This window comes from Noviherbaspirillum autotrophicum (assembly GCF_000818395.1).
Taxonomy (GTDB): Bacteria; Pseudomonadota; Gammaproteobacteria; order Burkholderiales; family Burkholderiaceae_D; genus Noviherbaspirillum; species Noviherbaspirillum autotrophicum.
The window spans coordinates 67253-83350 of the sequence record NZ_JWJG01000028.1 but is presented as its reverse complement, the minus strand read 5'-3'; the positions used below and the strand labels follow the sequence as shown (position 1 = coordinate 83350).

General features: G+C 63.1%; 16 protein-coding genes. 8 read left to right on the top strand and 8 right to left on the bottom strand.

Annotated features, from left to right (window positions below; translation table 11 throughout):
• Nucleotides 1–6 precede the first annotated feature (6 nt).
• Nucleotides 7–285, top strand: a complete 279-nt coding sequence (locus TSA66_RS01705) for a DUF4389 domain-containing protein (RefSeq protein WP_052452015.1) — start codon at nt 7–9, stop codon at nt 283–285.
• 12 nt (nt 286–297) lie between these two features.
• Here the strand turns inward: TSA66_RS01705 and TSA66_RS01700 are convergent, their stop codons facing one another.
• The 3 genes from TSA66_RS01700 to TSA66_RS01690 all read right to left on the bottom strand — a co-directional run bounded on the left by TSA66_RS01700 (nt 298) and on the right by TSA66_RS01690 (nt 3488).
• Nucleotides 298–1503, bottom strand: coding sequence for a polysaccharide pyruvyl transferase family protein (locus TSA66_RS01700; protein WP_040038747.1), 1206 nt, complete (start codon nt 1501–1503; stop codon nt 298–300).
• Between the two features lie 37 nt (nt 1504–1540).
• The gene (locus TSA66_RS01695) at nt 1541–2056 is read right to left on the bottom strand and encodes a lipase secretion chaperone (protein ID WP_198358675.1); all 516 of its coding nucleotides are present in this window, start codon (nt 2054–2056) and stop codon (nt 1541–1543) included.
• Nucleotides 2057–2153: 97 nt separating this feature from the next.
• A complete protein-coding gene (locus TSA66_RS01690) occupies nt 2154–3488 on the bottom strand; it encodes an esterase/lipase family protein (protein WP_040038746.1) in 1335 nt (444 codons plus the stop codon).
• 554 nt (nt 3489–4042) lie between these two features.
• Between TSA66_RS01690 and TSA66_RS25280 the strand changes: the two genes are divergently transcribed.
• The 7 genes from TSA66_RS25280 (at nt 4043) to TSA66_RS25265 (ending at nt 9415) form a co-directional block, all read left to right on the top strand.
• Nucleotides 4043–4555: a hypothetical protein gene (locus TSA66_RS25280; RefSeq protein WP_157691564.1), complete on the top strand. Its 513-nt coding sequence runs from the start codon at nt 4043–4045 to the stop codon at nt 4553–4555.
• A gap of 67 nt (nt 4556–4622) precedes the next feature.
• Entirely contained in the window at nt 4623–5168 is a 546-nt protein-coding gene (locus tag TSA66_RS26700) for a hypothetical protein (protein ID WP_157691563.1), read from the top strand.
• A gap of 230 nt (nt 5169–5398) precedes the next feature.
• Nucleotides 5399–6616 (top strand): cardiolipin synthase ClsB, encoded by a 1218-nt coding sequence (clsB, locus tag TSA66_RS01675; protein WP_040038743.1) that lies wholly within the window; start codon nt 5399–5401, stop codon nt 6614–6616.
• Entirely contained in the window at nt 6607–7596 is a 990-nt protein-coding gene (locus tag TSA66_RS01670) for a lysylphosphatidylglycerol synthase domain-containing protein (protein WP_332309923.1), read from the top strand. Before clsB ends, TSA66_RS01670 begins: the two co-directional genes overlap by 10 nt.
• A gap of 34 nt (nt 7597–7630) precedes the next feature.
• Entirely contained in the window at nt 7631–8395 is a 765-nt protein-coding gene (locus TSA66_RS25270; RefSeq protein ID WP_052452010.1) for an FRG domain-containing protein, read from the top strand.
• A 212-nt stretch (nt 8396–8607) separates the two neighbouring features.
• Complete coding sequence (locus TSA66_RS01660) at nt 8608–8859, top strand: hypothetical protein (protein WP_040038742.1); 252 nt, start codon at nt 8608–8610, stop codon at nt 8857–8859.
• 1 nt (nt 8860) lies between these two features.
• Nucleotides 8861–9415, top strand: coding sequence for a hypothetical protein (locus tag TSA66_RS25265; protein ID WP_052452009.1), 555 nt, complete (start codon nt 8861–8863; stop codon nt 9413–9415).
• A 130-nt stretch (nt 9416–9545) separates the two neighbouring features.
• Here the strand turns inward: TSA66_RS25265 and TSA66_RS01650 are convergent, their stop codons facing one another.
• From TSA66_RS01650 to TSA66_RS01625, 5 genes are all read right to left on the bottom strand, one after another.
• The gene (locus TSA66_RS01650; protein WP_040038741.1) at nt 9546–10148 is read right to left on the bottom strand and encodes a class I SAM-dependent methyltransferase; all 603 of its coding nucleotides are present in this window, start codon (nt 10146–10148) and stop codon (nt 9546–9548) included.
• Nucleotides 10149–10513: 365 nt separating this feature from the next.
• The gene (locus tag TSA66_RS01640; RefSeq protein WP_040038740.1) at nt 10514–10843 is read right to left on the bottom strand and encodes an EthD family reductase; all 330 of its coding nucleotides are present in this window, start codon (nt 10841–10843) and stop codon (nt 10514–10516) included.
• Between the two features lie 714 nt (nt 10844–11557).
• The gene (locus tag TSA66_RS01635; protein WP_052452007.1) at nt 11558–12793 is read right to left on the bottom strand and encodes an efflux RND transporter periplasmic adaptor subunit; all 1236 of its coding nucleotides are present in this window, start codon (nt 12791–12793) and stop codon (nt 11558–11560) included.
• Nucleotides 12794–12796: 3 nt separating this feature from the next.
• Nucleotides 12797–15175 (bottom strand): ABC transporter permease, encoded by a 2379-nt coding sequence (locus tag TSA66_RS01630; RefSeq protein WP_198358671.1) that lies wholly within the window; start codon nt 15173–15175, stop codon nt 12797–12799.
• Nucleotides 15169–15912, bottom strand: coding sequence for an ABC transporter ATP-binding protein (locus TSA66_RS01625; protein WP_040042051.1), 744 nt, complete (start codon nt 15910–15912; stop codon nt 15169–15171). The genes TSA66_RS01630 and TSA66_RS01625 overlap by 7 nt, the downstream gene beginning before the upstream one ends.
• Nucleotides 15913–16098: the final 186 nt, after the last annotated feature.

The window sequence follows — 16098 nt, the reverse complement described above, 5'->3', positions numbered from 1 at the left end:
GTCATCATGAATCATCCTCCCGTTATCACGACCGGCGAACGCAGCCTGCTGGTACGCGCATTGTTCATGGTGCTGATGGCGTTCGCGTACCAGTTGTCCGGCACGGTGCTGTTCTGCGTCGCAATCATCCAGCTAGTGCTGGCCCTGGTGAACGGCGCCCCCAACGCCCGCCTGCAATCCTTCGGACGCAGCCTCGGGCTCTATATGCGGCAGCTGGTGAACTTCCTGACCTTTGTCTCGGAAGACGTGCCCTTCCCCTTCAACGAATGGCCTGCGGGAAGCTGAAGCCGCGACACATTACTGGATCCCGGCGCATAACGCCGCGAATTCCGTGCGGTAGCGCGCCGCCAGATGTCTGGCGGTATCGCGCAACTGTGCCGGGTCGGCCGCCAGTGCCTGCTCGATGCCATGCGCAATGTCATGCACCTCGACCGCGGCCGGCAGCGCCGGGTCCCAGGCAGCGGCAAAGGCTTCCGGCTTGGCCAGCTGCCCTGCCTGCGCCGGATAGCGCAGGCTGACGCGGGGGACCGCGTACGCCATCGCGACAATCCGGCCGTGCAGGCTGCTTCCCGCGTACACCCGGCTGCCGGCAATCAGCGCGCAGATATCCCAGAGATGGAGGGAGTTGAAGATGACCGATGGCGCGCGCAAGCGGGTCACGATACGCCGGTAGGCATCGACGTCATCGTGCCAAGGCGCCGCACCGGCGCGGAAGAACACGATGCCCTGGCCGCTGGACAACGCGAGGCCGTCAAGCTGGGCGGCAATGGCAGCCAGCGTCCTGTCATCACCGAAGTCGTTGCTGAATTGCACGGCCACATACCCTTCCGGGAAAGCGTTCGACACTCGGGCAACTTCGCCTTGCCGCCAGCGCGCGCCTATCGTGTCGCCAAACAGTTCGGCCACCATCACTGCGGGATCGGGCATCAGGCGCGCCGCAATTCCCGCAGCACTGAGCAATGCCTGCGTCCGGCCGTCGCGCACGCCGATCCAGTCAGCCGCACGGAGTTTCGCCCGCACTTCATCCTGCAAGGCAGGATTGCGCACATCGAGGTCCATGCCGCCGACGGCATTGCAGATCACCTTGCCTGCGCCGGGAAACAGGTCACGCGACACGACATAGGGTGCCAGATCGGAAAGCCCCAGCATGCGGCACGCCCATTCCCGTCCTTGTTCCGGGCGCGCAGCGAAGCGCATGACGGTTTCTTGTGCCTGGTCCGGCGGCAACAGCATCACCGCAGCCTGCCATGCATCGCAAGTCAGGAGTTCGCCGCCGGCGTGAATGATATGCAGCGGCCGGTTTTTCCACTGTCTGACAAGCTGCGGCAGCGCCTGCACCCGATGTCCGCCGAAACGGCGCAAGTCGCGCTGCCTCAATCCGGCGAAGATCAGCTTTTTCCGGACGAGCAAGGCTGCGGCGACATGCGGAAACAAGAGATCGCCGAAGTTGTGACGGTCAAAGGCGCCGAACAGGAGGACGGGAATATCTGGGTCGCGGCTCACTCAGGCATCATAGCCCGGGTGGCCGCGCGCCGGAGACTCACTCCAGCGTCAACCGGGGGATTCCGGCGCTTTCGTAGGTGGCGAGCAGTTTTTGTTCGTCGGCGGTAAAACGGGCATTGCGCAACTGCTGCAATGCCTCTTCAGGGTACATGCCGGAATTACTGCCAAGTAGCTTATCTCGCTCGGCAAGATAAGCGCCGACGCGGGATTTCCATGCATTTTCATCCCGCTCCATTCCCGCCAGATGTGTTGCCGCGTCCGCCGACAATTCGGCGGCACGCATGCGGTACACCTCATCCTCGCTCGCGCCCCGGAGGCGCATCCTTTGCACGCTTTCCTGAACACGGGCGACTTTCATGGTGGCGTCAGGCACGTCGCGCAGTGAAGGCTGCTCGGCGGCGTAGGACGCCGCTTGCTCTGCTGCCGTGACGCCGGCAACCGGTGCCGGCCGCGCGCTGCCGCTCGCTGATGCGTCGGCGCCCATCGGCTTGATGAAGCTGAAAAGATTGGGTTCGGCGGCACCGCGCTGTGCCGCTTTTTCGTCCGGCCACATCACAAACACGAAAAAGGATGTGGTCAGCGCCGCCGCTCCTGTCCATGCAAGTATCTGTTTCATTTCCATCGTCGTTTTCCGAGCATGCGCTGCACGGTCACAAGCCATACAGAATTTTCGTCAAGTTGTCGTAGATCGGATAGACCGAAGAACCCGGAAGCAACCAGCCGATCACGTCGAAATGGTCGTACTGATTGTAATACCCCATGTAGTTCCACGTGCCACGCACCGACGTGCCGTCATAGCTGCGCACCGACTGTCCGGCCGGCGACTTCATGCTGATCGTGTTGACCACGCCGTCGTTGGCGAACCAGTTGCTGTCGATAATCACGCGGCTCGGATCGGTCTGCGTATACGACCCCATGCCGCGCATCAGGATCGACGGCACCACCCATTCGCCGGCTGTGTTCTTCGTGAAGAAGATCATGTCGTCGCGCGCGTACTGGTAGCTGGAACTCTGGAACGGCGCGATGAGGCGGTCGGTCGAGTTGCAGCAGAAGCTGCCTTGTTCGGTCGCCTTGCTGCCGATCGAATAGTAGAACACGTTGGGCGAAGTCTTGACCCAGTTGTTCAGCTCCTTGGCGCCATCCGGGCCGAGGTCCCACTGTGCCGAATCGCGATTGGACAAGGACCAGAACGGCGCGCCCTTGGTGCGCTCGATGAAATCGCTGAACGATTCGGCCGGCCCTTGCGCCAGGCCGTATTGCTCCAGATCGAATCCGTAGAGCGCGTTGCTGCCGCCGAGGCCCGCGACCTGGATGATGTCGCCCGCCAGTTCCGACACCTTGGGCACGTAATCGATGATCACGTCGCGCAAGGTGGTGCCGTTATGCGGGGTGGAGATGGTGGTGGCGCTCTTGACCCAGCCGATCTTGCCGCCGGTGTAGAGTTCGCCGCCGCCCTCGTCGCCGTTGGGCGAACCGTTTTCCAGCAACTGGATCAGGGTGCGCACGGATTGCCCGCCCTGGCTGTGCGACACCAGGTGGATCGGATGGGCCGCATCCCACTGCGGATACAGTGCGACCGGGTAGTGGTTCGGGTTGTTGTTGGGATCGGCGGCCCAGCATTTCCCAGCCGGCTTCTGGATCTTGCCGTAGGCGGCGAATTGCGCGGTGCGCTTGGCGCCGTAGTCGGCGCAGCCGCCCTTGATCTGGTAATACAGCTCGACGGCGCGGTCCCAGTTCGAGCTGACCGGGCCGACGCTCGCGGTGCGTACCAGATGCGAGCCGTTGTACGTCTTCATGTGGGCTTCGACATCGTTGTAGCCGCCCCAGTACTTGAAGCCGGTGCCCTGCAATTCAGCGGGGCCGAAGCCGAGGAAGCCGTGCACCAGTACGACAGGATCGTTGTTGGCCGCGAATGCCGATGGCATCAGTGCCAGCGCAGAGGCTGCGACCGTCACATAGGCCAGCGCGCTGGCCGCTCGATTCATTACTGATTTCCATATAACCATAAATGTCTCCAATAAAGATGGCTGGTTGTGGTGGGGGACTCTCTTGGCAGAGCCTTGGTCAAAAACTCTCGTCAACAAAAAACAGGCCCGTTGCTGACTGACGCGGATGAGAAACAGGCGTACGCCAGCGGCGCGCACCGGCGGATATGCGCGCAGACGCGTCGTCACCTCGCGCGAGGCGAACGACTGCAACGGGCAGTCAGGCTGAAGCTAGTGGTGCGGCAAGCGGAATGGGATGGGGTGCACGTTTTGTCTCCTGTCCGTGGGATCGGTGTTTTAATTTTTTTTGGTATGCAAACGATCGTATTCGACTACATACGAAAAAAAACGAATGCATATCGCCACCGATAGACAGCGGGCACGCCGCCGCATTCACGCCGCCTCTTGTCCTCCAGGGACAAAGGCTTGACATCGCAAGCCATTGCGTGACATGCGGCAAGGCAGGACATGGCCTGATGGCACGGTTGCCGGCATTGCCAATGGCATGGTCTTTGCAGACGATAGCGCACCCTATTGACTGTCATCGTGGAGGAATGATGAAGAAAGCATCATCGACCTTGGTTTTTGCTGCACTCATGGCGGCGAGTGCAACGGCGCCGGCGCAAGTGCCTTCGCACAATACTTCCAGGGTGAGTTACCGCACGCTCGGCACGAGTGGCCCGGAGGATCAGCACACGTCGGCGCAGAGTTCCGGCGCCAGTGGCACCGCAGGCAGCGCCGCTTCGGGCGGGGCACCGGCTTCGCCCAATTCGACGGGCGGATCGCATACGCCCGATACCTCCGCTTCCGGCGAGAAGGCAGATTGCCCCGGCGCGATTGCGCGCAGTGCGCACAAGGATGGCGGCAGCGCCAGCACCGGAAGCGGCTATGCCTTGTCTGGGCCGAGCACGCCTTCGGCCGGCGCCGATTGCGCGGCAGCGGCGTCGGGCGCATCGGGAAGCGGCAAGAAGGCATCGGGCACGGGCACGGGCAATACCGGCGCCGCACCGAGTGAGGACGCGTCTAGCCATCGCGGCCGTAATCTACCCGCAGGCAATGCAAGGTAAGTGGCGTTTACCTACTTTTTCTGCAGCCAATTACGGCACGGAGTTGTCTTTTCGAGGAGAAAACAAGATGAAAGCACTATCGTCAACGATTCTTTGTGCGGCGCTGGCGGCGGCCGCAGGACTGACTAGCGCGCAAGCGCCGTCCCCGGATGCGGCCGCAGGCGACGCGCGCACCTTTGGCAGCGGCAGCCCGGCCATGCCAGATCTACCGCCCGGTTCCCCAAGCAGCAGGCCGGGCACCGTAGCCACGCCGTCGCCGGTTCCCGATAGCAGCGGCAACTCCGGTACGCCCGCCACCTCGGCTTCCGGCGCCACGGTCGATTGCCCGCCAGCGGTGATGCGCAACAACAATCCAGCCACAGGAAGTTCCGGTACGACGGGCGGGAGCAACCTTTCCGGGCCTGTTGCGCCGACCGGGAATACCGATTGCGCCGCTTCCGGGTCGGGAAGCCCATCCCGCACGGAAGGCACTTCGGGCACGAGCGGCACCTCGCCGGCCACCAATTCGTCCGCCTACCCAGTGTCGCCCGGCAGCGGCGCGGTCGGCAGCGGCGGTTCTGCCGGCGCGCCCACTGGCACGCAAAGCGGCCCGACCAACGGTATCGGGCGCTGATACTGCACAGCGCTGCATAGTGCCGTCCGTGCAGCGCTGTGTATCCATATGAAGCGCTAATTGCGCCATGGCAGAAAACCTTTCGTCCGGAGTCGTCTCCATAGCAATGCCTGCGCGATCCGAGGGCGCACCTTTACGCATGTTCCTACTGGCGCGCGACGCGCTTTCTGGTGCGTTTTATGCATCACGCCACAGCCGGCAATGATTGACAGACGAAGGGATAGCGAACGTTGAGCCAGCCATGGATTAGCGGTAATAAATTCACGCTCCTTGAAAATGGCGAGTCATTTTTTCCGCGCGTGTGCGAGGCGATTGCCTGCGCGCAGCACGAAGTGTTGATCGAAACCTTCATCCTGCGCGAGGACAAAGTCGGAAAGAGCTTACAGGCGGCAATACTGAAAGCGGCGCGGCGTGGCGTGCATATCGATCTGACCATCGACGGCTTCGGCTCGCATGATTTGTCGCAGCAATTCATTGCCGCGCTGGTCGCCGCCGGTGTGCGGGTGCATATGTACGCACCGGTATCGCGCTTTCTGCGGCACATCAGTTATTTTCGTCGCCTGCACCGCAAGCTGCTGGTGGTGGACGGGGTGCGTGCCTTCGTCGGCGGCATCAATTTCTCCGCCGAACATCTGGTGCACGATGGCCCCGCTGCCAAGCAAGATTACGCTGTTGAAGCCGAGGGGCCGGTCGTGGCCGAGATCCACCGTTTTATCCACGCCGCCATGGAGACGGGCGAGCCGGCACTGCGGCGCTGCCGTTGTCCGCAGCCGACGGCACCGCCGGGCGGCGCTGCCGATGCGATTTTCGTGTGGCGCGATAATGGCGCGCACCGCAACGACATCGAGCGCCAGTACCGCCTGGCGCTGCGACTGGCGCGCCGGCGCGTAGTGATTGCAAATGCCTACTTTTTCCCGGGCTATAGCTTTCTGCGTGACTTGCGCAATGCGGCGCGGCGCGGCGTCGATGTCTCGCTGATCCTGCAGGGCAATCCCGACATGCCGATCGTGCAGACCGCCGCTGCCATGCTTTACGAGCACTTGCTGCACGGCGGCGTGCAAATCTTCGAGTACTGCGACCGGCCCTTGCACAGCAAGGTGGCGCTGGTCGATGATGAATGGGCCACCGTCGGCTCCAGCAACCTCGATCCGCTCAGCCTGGCGTTCAACCTCGAAGCGAACCTGCTGATCCGGGACCGCGCATTCAACCGCGTGCTGGACGAGCGTCTGCAACGGCTCATGGCCCACCATTGCCGGCAGATCGCCGCGCGCGACCTGACCGAGGCCAAGGCATGGCGCAAGGTGCGCAGCTTTTTCCTGTTCCATCTGCTGCGGCGCTACCCGTACTGGGCAGGCCGCCTGCCGGCCCACGCGCCGCGCCTGGCGCTGCTGCAGCCCGAGGCGCGGCCCGATGCGGCCGACGGCCTGGACGAGACGGCATGCCCATGAGCGAAGCGCCGCACCCCGAGCCGTGTCCGCCGCCGGATCGCCTTGCCGTGCGGGCGTGGTGGCCGCCTGTGCGGCGCGTGCTGACGCTGGCGTTTTTCATTCTGGTCGCCTATCTGCTCGTGGTCCAGGCGCGCTCGGTTGACTGGGCCGAGGTGCTGGCGTCGCTGCGCCGGCATTCGGCGCCGGGGCTGCTGGGCGCCGTGGCGCTGGGGGTGGCGAGCTACCTGCTGTATTGCTGCTTCGACTTGCTGGGGCGCTTCAGCACCGGCCATACCGTGCCGACGCGTCAAGTCATGGTGGTCAACTTCATCAGCTATGCATTCAATCTCAATCTCGGTTCCGTGGTCGGCGCCGTCGCCTTCCGCTACCGCATGTATTCGCTGCTCGGGCTGGATGCACAAACCGTGACCGGCGTGGTGGTGATGAGCATGCTGACCAACTGGCTGGGCTATGTGTTGCTGGCCGGCCTGGCCTTCTGGTTCGTGCCGCTGGCGCTGCCGCCCGAATGGCAGCTCGATCTCCCCGGGCTGCGCGCGCTCGGTGCGCTGTTGTGCATGGCAATCGTCGCCTATCTGCTGCTGTGCGCGCGCGCGCACCGCCGCGTCTGGCGCGTGCGCGGGCATGAAATCATGCTGCCGTCGCTGCGGCTGGCGCTGCTGCAGCTGGCCATGTCGTCGGTCAACTGGCTGCTGATTGCGGCGCTGCTGTTCCTGCTCATGCAGCAGAAGGTCGGCTTCTCTACCGTGCTCAACGTGATGCTGGTAGCCGCCATCGCCGGTGTCGTCGCGCACATTCCGGCCAGCCTTGGCGTGCTCGAAGGCGTGTTTGTCGTGCTGCTGTCCGCCCAGCTGCCCAAAAGCGAAGTGCTGGCTGCATTGCTGGCGTACCGCACCATTTACTATCTGGTGCCGCTGGCGCTGGCGATCCCGGCTTATCTGCTGTTGGAGGCGCGCTCGCGCCGCAGGGAGCGCATGGCGTAAGCGCCATCGACCGAGTGTGCCTGGCGAGCCGATCATGACAATCACCGTAACCCCCATCAGGACCATCGGCGACTTGTCGCGCGAAGCGCTGGCTCTTGCGTCGGGAGACCAGCAATGGCTGTTTCGCGGCCAGACCGATGCCGACTGGAACCTTACGCCGAGTGTTCAACGCGGCTATTCGCCGCAGCAGGAACGCTACCTGACCAACGAATTCCGCGTGCGGGCGCGCAGCCGGCACGCCGTCTGCCCGTCGAGCGACGATTATCCGGGCTGGCTTGCCCTCATGCAGCACTATGGGCTGCCGACGCGGTTGCTGGACTGGACGTATTCGCCGCTGATCGCCGCCTTTTTCTCGGTCCATCCGGATTATGTCGCGGCAAGGAACGGCGGTTGCGATGCCTGTATCTGGGCGCTGGATGCGAGGAAACTGAATGAAGCCCAAGGGTTCGAGCCGCTGATCTTCCCGCTCGATGCCTCTTCCTATGAGCCGCTCATCGTGCCCGCGTTCAAGAACCGGGAAGAGCTGAACACTGTCGGCGTTGCCATGGCGATTGAACACGATCCCCGCATCCAGTTGCAGCAAGGCGCATTTACGATCCATTCCAGCCGCACACCGCTCAACCTGATGGACGGGGCCGATGCCTGGCTGCGCCAATACGTGGTCGACCGCTGCGCCGTCGCGGGCTTCTTTGAAGAGCTTACCGCACTGGGTATCAGAAAATACACGCTGTTTCCGGATCTTTCCGCCCTCACTTCGGAACTAAGGTCCATTCACCGCCCCGCAGACAAGGAATGTTGAACGCAAGCGGCGGTTTTGTTGATATGGCGCATCGTCATTGAGATAAATCACAGCTTCTTAGGCGCAAATTGATCTTGTTTGCAGCGGTGATGTCTAGAGTGCATGGAGTGGCCGGATAACGTCTCAAGTCCAGGCATGAACTTCGCATACGAAAAAACTGCAGTCGGCACCATCAGGGAGTTTATTTGGAAGTCAGTTAGCAAGGAGTATGAATGATGGATAAGGCACCTCAATCGCTGGTCGGCGAAATGAGCATCATGGACAAATCCGGGCACAAGGAATTGAAGTGGAACACCGACAAACTGGAGGAGATCGCGGTCGCGAAAGATACGTTCGACAACCTGGTCAAGCGCGGTTACACGGGATTCGGCTCGAAAACCAAGGCGGAGGCGAAGCATACGCTCAAGGAATTCGACCCGACGATGGAAGAAGTAGTGATGGTGCCGAGGACGGTAGGAGGCTGACATGCCCATCCTGAGCGCCGCATGGCGGGCCCTGCGCCGCTTCCTCGGCGGCGCCGATACGCGCGACACGCGCCCCGATGCCCGGCGCGCCGGCGACGCGCAGGGCGGCTCCAGCCTGCACGGGCTGTACGGCTGGCTCAGGGACCAGGTGGTCGAAAACCAGCGCAACAACGAGCTGGTGCGGCAGGGGGAAATGCGGGATGAGCGGCGCGCCAAGCGCCGTTCGCTCAGCCTGCTGATGAAGCTGCTCAACCCGCAGCAGCGTGAGGAGTTCCGCAATTTCCGGTACTTCCACGTCACCGGCGGGCGCAGCGGCAACCGCTACCGCATCCGGATCGCGGCGTTCGCCAACATCGATGTGCTCACGCCCGAGGGCAGGGTGCGGCACCGCCTGTGCGCCCATCCAGCCGGCGACGTGCCGGTGTTCGACGTGATGGCGGCGCAAATGCTGCACCTGCAGGACCCGGGCAGCGAACAGCGCTTCCTGCGGCGGGCCAATGTACATCCGCCGCTGCCGGAAGAACATCTGCACGCGACGTCCGTCAGAGTGGCCTGAGCGAGACCGAACGCGCCTTTCGGGATGCACGGCGGGCGCAACGTGGACTTGCGCATGCCGAACCTGAATGCGCAGGTAAAACGCGCTAAGAGATCGGCGGCGTCTCAGTGCCGCTGCCGACAGCACGTCGTCATGTCTTTTCCGCGACGATGGCGTAGCGGCCCTTGTCCGCAGCGCCATCGGGTACGTTCATGAACTCCGCAAGTACCAACCGGCAGCCAAGGCCGCGCAGAATCTGCTCGGTCTCTGCAGGCGTGTTGGAATCATAGAAGAACGGCTGCCCGAACATGACGTCCGAGAATGGAGGGTGCGCCGATCCTCCGACGGTCAGCATCAGGCGGCCGCCCGGCGGCAAGCCGTCGACGACCTTGCGCAATATGCTTTCATGTTCGGAACGCTGAATATGAAACAGCGAGTCCCAGATAATGGCGCCCGCATACCCGTTCCCGATCTCGACGGTTTCAATGGGGGAGAGAATCCAGTGCTGCTGCGGGAGACGGGCCTTCGCCAGGTCCAGCAAGGACTCCGATTGGTCTACCCCAATGATGCAGTATCCCCGGTATACCGCGTATTCCGCCATCGGGCGTCCGGTGCCGCAGCCCAGGTCCAGAATCGCGGCACCCGCAGGCGCCGCTTCCAATACCGAATTGAGATACGCGCGCTCCCGCCCGAAAAAATCTCTGCGGGCGTCACTCCATTCCCGTGCGATTTTATTGTAGGAATCTCGGTTCATAGGAAGCATGAAGTCTGACAGGCGCTGCGACTGGCGGGTCCGGATTGCACGGCTGACTGTGCTCCGCTTTTATCAGCGCGCAGTCTTTGCCGCCTCGCGCTGCTGCTTGTAATCGTCGTAAGAGGTATTCGCCTGTGCCCGGCACCTTTGGCGTTCTTGCATGTCGGAATTTTTTTCGCATGCGTCGCGCTGCATTTCTTGCAGGGACAGATAAGCGGTCGATGTGGTGCAGCCTGAAGCGAAAAGCAGCGGTAGCGTAGCGAGGATAAATAATCTGGAAATCAAGGTGACGCTCCAATGTACTGGCTATAGGATGTTTGTTTTTGGCATGACCGGCGATGCTGCCGCTGCGTTATGTCCGGTGTTCAGACGCTTTGCTGGATAAGAACCTCATTGAACTGAATGACAGCCTCAACACTGGTGTAATTCGGTATATCGCCTTGAAGCTCCGGCGCATGAGGCATGAAAGCCTCCAGAAATGCCTCGACGTTTGTGAACAGAAAGTGGCACATGGCGATATAAGTCGGTGCAGAGCCAGGCACTGGTCCGCCGACACCGCGCTCAACAGAAATACCTCTAAAGCCCGGGTGCGCACTCAGGAGCTGAATGGAGCGCGGCATATGCACTTCGGTGTAGTACTTGAAATCGAACCTGGCACCGCTTTGATTAGGATACAGAATACTGATTTTGATCATGAGGTTCCCTGTAGATGAACGAATGAAGCAGCAAGCGCACACTGCGCATGCTGAAAGTCCGCTTTGACTGATGCCTAACGCCGAGCTGACCCACACGCAGTGTGGGCGTCGAGCGACGAGTTAAACAGACGTGCGGCCATACCTTTTCCTTTAGCTAAGTAACGCAGCAACTCCAGCAATAATCAGCATACCCCAGCTCAATTTCCGTGCTGATGCAGCTTGCTCGGGCGACGTCGGTCGCAGCTTAACCACATGCCATAGAAAACAATAACAAGCCACCGAACCAGCAAATCCTAGCGCCGCTACGGTCAACGACTTCGTTTCAATCGCAAATACAACGGTAAGCACGAGCAGCAGAACGCCAACGCTAAAAATTCCGTTAGATACTGTATCGGGAACATAGCTTAGCTTCTCACACCGATTACATTGTGTCGGCGCAGCAGCAAAGGACCACCATTTTCTTAGGTACGAAATTCCTGGCTGATCACAATGCGGGCATTGGTACATATTCTGTTTAACTTGATTTATGCGGGCAGATAAAAAATCGAAAAAGGCGGACAGTCGCTACTGCCTTTCACGCAGTGCCCAGTGAAAAAGCATATTGTCTACTCTACAATAAAGTGGCGTGCCGCGCCCTGGGCGGGTCGGGAAAATAGGGGAAGCCGAAACTTGTAGATTAGCTCCGGCGAAGAGGCAGCCCGCTTCTTTTTTCGTCTACCGCTTGCCTTCGCCATTGGCTGCCGCGATGCGCGCGCCGTCTGCCAGCTGGTTGTTCGGATACCGCACCACGGTCATGCCGGGTTTCAGTCCGGATAGGATCTGTGCTTCATCCTGGTTGCGCTGTCCGACCTGCACTTCGCGCTCGCGTGCGTGATTGCCGTCGGCTACGAATACATGCCAGGCGCCGTCAACGCGAAACAGGCTGCTACCCGCGACCTTGACGGCCTTGTCATCCGACCAGATCACGATGCGCGCCTCGATCCGGTAGCCGTCACCCAGCGGCCCCAGTTCGTCGACCGGGTCGGCGATGACGTTGACGCGCTGTTCCTCCACGCCCAGCGCCGAAACCTTGGTGAACGCCACCGGCTCGACCAGGCGCACCCTGGCGCGCAGGGTCTTGCCGCCGCCCCAGCCTTCCAGCAGCATCGTATTGCCGGGCTTGACCTTGACGGCATCGGTGGACAGCACGTCGACCACGATTTCATATCGGGCCGGGTCGCCGATCGTGACCAGCGGCGTGCCGGCGGCGACCGTGCGCGCGCTTTTTTCATGCACCTTGAGCACGTAGCCGCCGACCGGGGAAGAGAGTGCCAGCGTGCGGTCTTCGCCGCTGCTGTCAGCGGAAAGCAACGCCGCGTCGGCCGCTCGGACGTCGGCCTGCGCCGCCTGTTCGCGCGATTTCGCGGCGGCCCGCTCGGCGCGTGCCGCGCTTTCCGCGCTGACCGCCTTGTCGAGCGCCTGCGGCGACACGAACCGGTCTGCGACCAGGCGCTCCACGCGGGCGCGCTCGTTGACTGCAAGCTGCAGGTCGGTGTCGGCGCGCTGCACGCGCAGCGCGGCTTCGCGCGACAGCGCACGCGCCGCATCCAGCCGTGCCACCGCTTCCTGCCGCTGGCGGGCATCCATCGGCAGGGGATCGAGCGTGGCAACGAGCTGTCCGCGCTGCACCGGGTCGCCGTCGTGCAGCTCCACCCGCAACAGTCCGGCGGCCACCGGCGCGGCCACCACGTACTTGTCGTGCGCGCGCACCTGGCCCTGGTTGTCGACGGTCACTTGCATCGGCCCCTGCGTGACGGTGGCCAGTTCCACCCGGATCGGGTCCGGCGCAAACAGCATCCAGAGCAAGGCGAACAGCAGCGCCGCCGCGGCGAGCGCGCCCAGCCAGGTGCGAACGCGGCGTGAGCGGTGCTCGGTGGTTTGAACGGCAGCGGCTTCTATGCGGGAATCCATGGTTTATTCACGTGTCTTGAGGACTTCAATCAAATCGAGTTTCTTGACCTTGCGCCACACCAGCAACCCGGAGAGGGTGGCCGATGCCAGCACCACGGCGATCGAGATCAGGAAGGTGCGGCTGCTGACGACCAGCGGAATGCGGAACAATTCCTGGCTCAGCAGCACCGACAGCCAGGCCGACAGGCCGTAGCCGAGCGCGCATCCGAGCGGGATCGCCGCCAGCGTCAGCAGGCTTTGTTCGCCCAGCAGCATGCGGCCGACCTCGGCGCGGGTAAAGCCGAGAATGCGCAGGCTGGCCAGCTCGATGGCGTGCTCGGACAAGGCGATGCGTGCCGAGTTGTAAACCACGCCCATTGCGATCACGCAGGCGAACGCCACCAGCACGAAGGTGTTGATCTTCATGTTTTCCGCGACGGTCGACAGGAAGCTTTGCAGCGTCGCTTCGCGCAAGGTCACACTGCGGATCGCGGGCACGGTCTTGAGCGTGCGGTAGAGTTCGGCCTGGCGTTGCGGATCGATCGCGAGGAAGGCGCCGGAGGCGCTGTCCGGTTCCGCAATCAGGTGCGCCAGCGCGGCGCGATCCATGTAGGAAAAGGTGCCGATCGGCTCGTCGACGATGCTGGCCACCCGCACCCGCACGGTCTGGCGCTGTCCCTGCAGCAGTTCCAGCGTCAGCACGTCGCCGGTATGCGCGTCCAGGATCTGCGCCAGCATCTTGGTCAGCACCAGGCCTTCCTGAGGAAGCTCGACCGGCCTTTCGCGTTCGTCCAGCACCATGCGCAACTCGCGCCCCGGCGCCAGCCCGTTGACGATGGTCTTCTTGCTGCGATGCCCGAATCGCATCCTGACCAGCACGCTGTCGAACGGCTCGACCCGCAGCACGCCCGGCAGCGATGCCAGATTGTGCGCCACCGAGACGTCGCGTCGCTCGTTGAAGGCCACCGTCACATCGTCGCGCTGGGCGGTGCGGAACTGCAGGCGGATGATTTCGTTGAGCGCGTCGAAGGTGTACTGGCCGCTGACCAGCAGCGACATCGCCAGCGCCAGGCCGAGGATGGACAGCAGCGACTTGGCCGGATTGCGTTCCAGGTTGCGCAGCACCATGCGCAGCGACAGCGGCATGAAGCGTTGCAGGCCGAGGCGTTCCAGCGGGCCGGGCTTGAAATGCGCGGGCGCCTCGGGACGCATGGCTTCGGCCGGCGCCAGCGCCAGCACGCGCCTGACGGCGAATGCCGCGCCCACCGAGGCCGCTGCCACGGCCGCCAGCAGCGAGACCAACATGGAAAAGGCCGACAGCTTCAGCTCCAGCTCCGGAAAATGGTAGAAGCGCGCATACAGCACCGCCAGCCCGTTGCCCAGCCAGCTGCCAAGGCCGATGCCGGCGAGCGCGCCAGTCATCACGGTCAGCAGGGAAAACTTGAGGTAATGCATGCCGACCGCCGCATCGCTGTAGCCGAAGCTCTTGAGCAGGGCGATTTGCGCTCGCTGCAGCGCGGTGATCCGCAGCAGCACGTTATGGATCAGGAAGGCGGCGACGCCCAGGAAAATCGCCGGGATGATGCTCGAGCTGACCTTGTTCGATGCCAGCTCGTTGTCGAGGAAGTGGTGCGACACATGGTCTTCCCGGCCGTACGCGCCGAGCGAACCGTAGGTGCCCAGCAGCGCGTCGAGCTTTTCGATGACTTGCTTTTCGCTGGCGTGCGGCGCCAGCGTCACCGACAGGTCGTTGAAGGCGTCGCGCATGTCGAGCGCGGCGGCCAGCTCGTCGCGCGCCATCCACATCACGCCAAAGCGCCGGTTGTCGGGGAAGCTGTTGCCGTTGATTTCGGCGACATATTCAGGAGAAATCGCGATGCCGACCATGCGCAGCCGCTCCTTGCGGCCATTGATGATGGCCGCCAAACTGTCGCCCGGCTTCAGGTTGTTCGCCTGGGCGAACGCTTCGCTGACCAGCACCTCGCGCCGGCCCTCGGCCTGCGGCAGGCGCCCGGCGCGCAGGTGGACGCGGTTCAGGCCGGTGCCCGGCTGCAGCGGCAGCGACACCAGGCGCCCGGTGGCCGGCTCGTCCAGGCCGGGCACGTCGAGCGAGGCGTCGAACACGACCCGGCCGTCGGCGTCGTTGATGCCGGGGATGGCGCGCACCCGTTCGAGCAGAGAGAGCGGGGCGCGCTTGACGTTGACGAACACGTCGGCAAAGCGGTAATGCTCGTAGTACGCGGATTGCGCCGCCAGCAGCGCTTCGTAGCCGCCGCGCATGGTGACGAACGTGGCGATGCCGCACATCGCCACCAGCGCGATGGCCAATGCCTGGCTGCGCATGCGCCACAGGTCGCGCAGCATCTTCAGGTCGAGCGAGGACATCGCCAATGCGCTCACCACGTCACCTCGTCCGGCGACAGGCGCGCCGCGTTCTGCTCGATGCGGGTGATCCGGCCGCTGCTGATCGACACCACGCGGTGCGCCATGCCGGCGATGGCGGCATTGTGGGTGATGATGACGGTGGTGGTGCCGAGTTCGCGATTGATGCGCTCCAGCACCTGCAACACCAGCTTGCCGGTGCGGAAGTCGAGCGCGCCGGTCGGCTCGTCGCACAGCAGCACGTCGGGCCGCTTGGCGATGGCGCGCGCGATCGCTACCCGCTGCTGCTCGCCGCCCGACAGCTGCGCCGGGAAGTGGTGCAGGCGGTCGCCCAGACCCACCAGCGTCAACGCCTCGGCCGCATCCATCGGCGACGGGCTGATCTCGGTGACCAGCTGCACGTTTTCCAGGGCGGTCAGGCTGGGAATCAGGTTGTAGAACTGGAACACGAACCCGACATGCTCGCGCCGAAAGCGCGTCAGGCCGGCGTCGCCCGCGTGGCTCAGGTCGTGGTCCAGATAGGCCACGCTGCCGGCGCTGGGTGTGTCCAGCCCGCCCAGGATGTTGAGCAGCGTTGACTTGCCGCTGCCGGAAGCGCCCAGCAGGACCACGAACTCGCCGTCGTACAAGTCGAGATCGACATCCATCAGCGCAGGTACGCGCACTTCGCCCATCGTATAAATCTTGGAAACGCCGCGCAGCCGGAATACGGCGCAACGCTCATCGGTAGGCGTGGCGGTCGCGGCGGGAAGGGGCATGATGGTCGTCCGGGTTGACATCGACCTACCGTAATCGGGGCGCCGGCCGATTTCAATGATCCATGTCAACTGGCCCTGAAAGCACCGGGGCCGCCACGATACGCCTGCGCAAGCCAGTTCCTGGCGTGCAAGAAGCGGCGCGGGCAGCCGCTGCAGGCGAAGGCAATAGGCCCGGCTGGCGCCAGG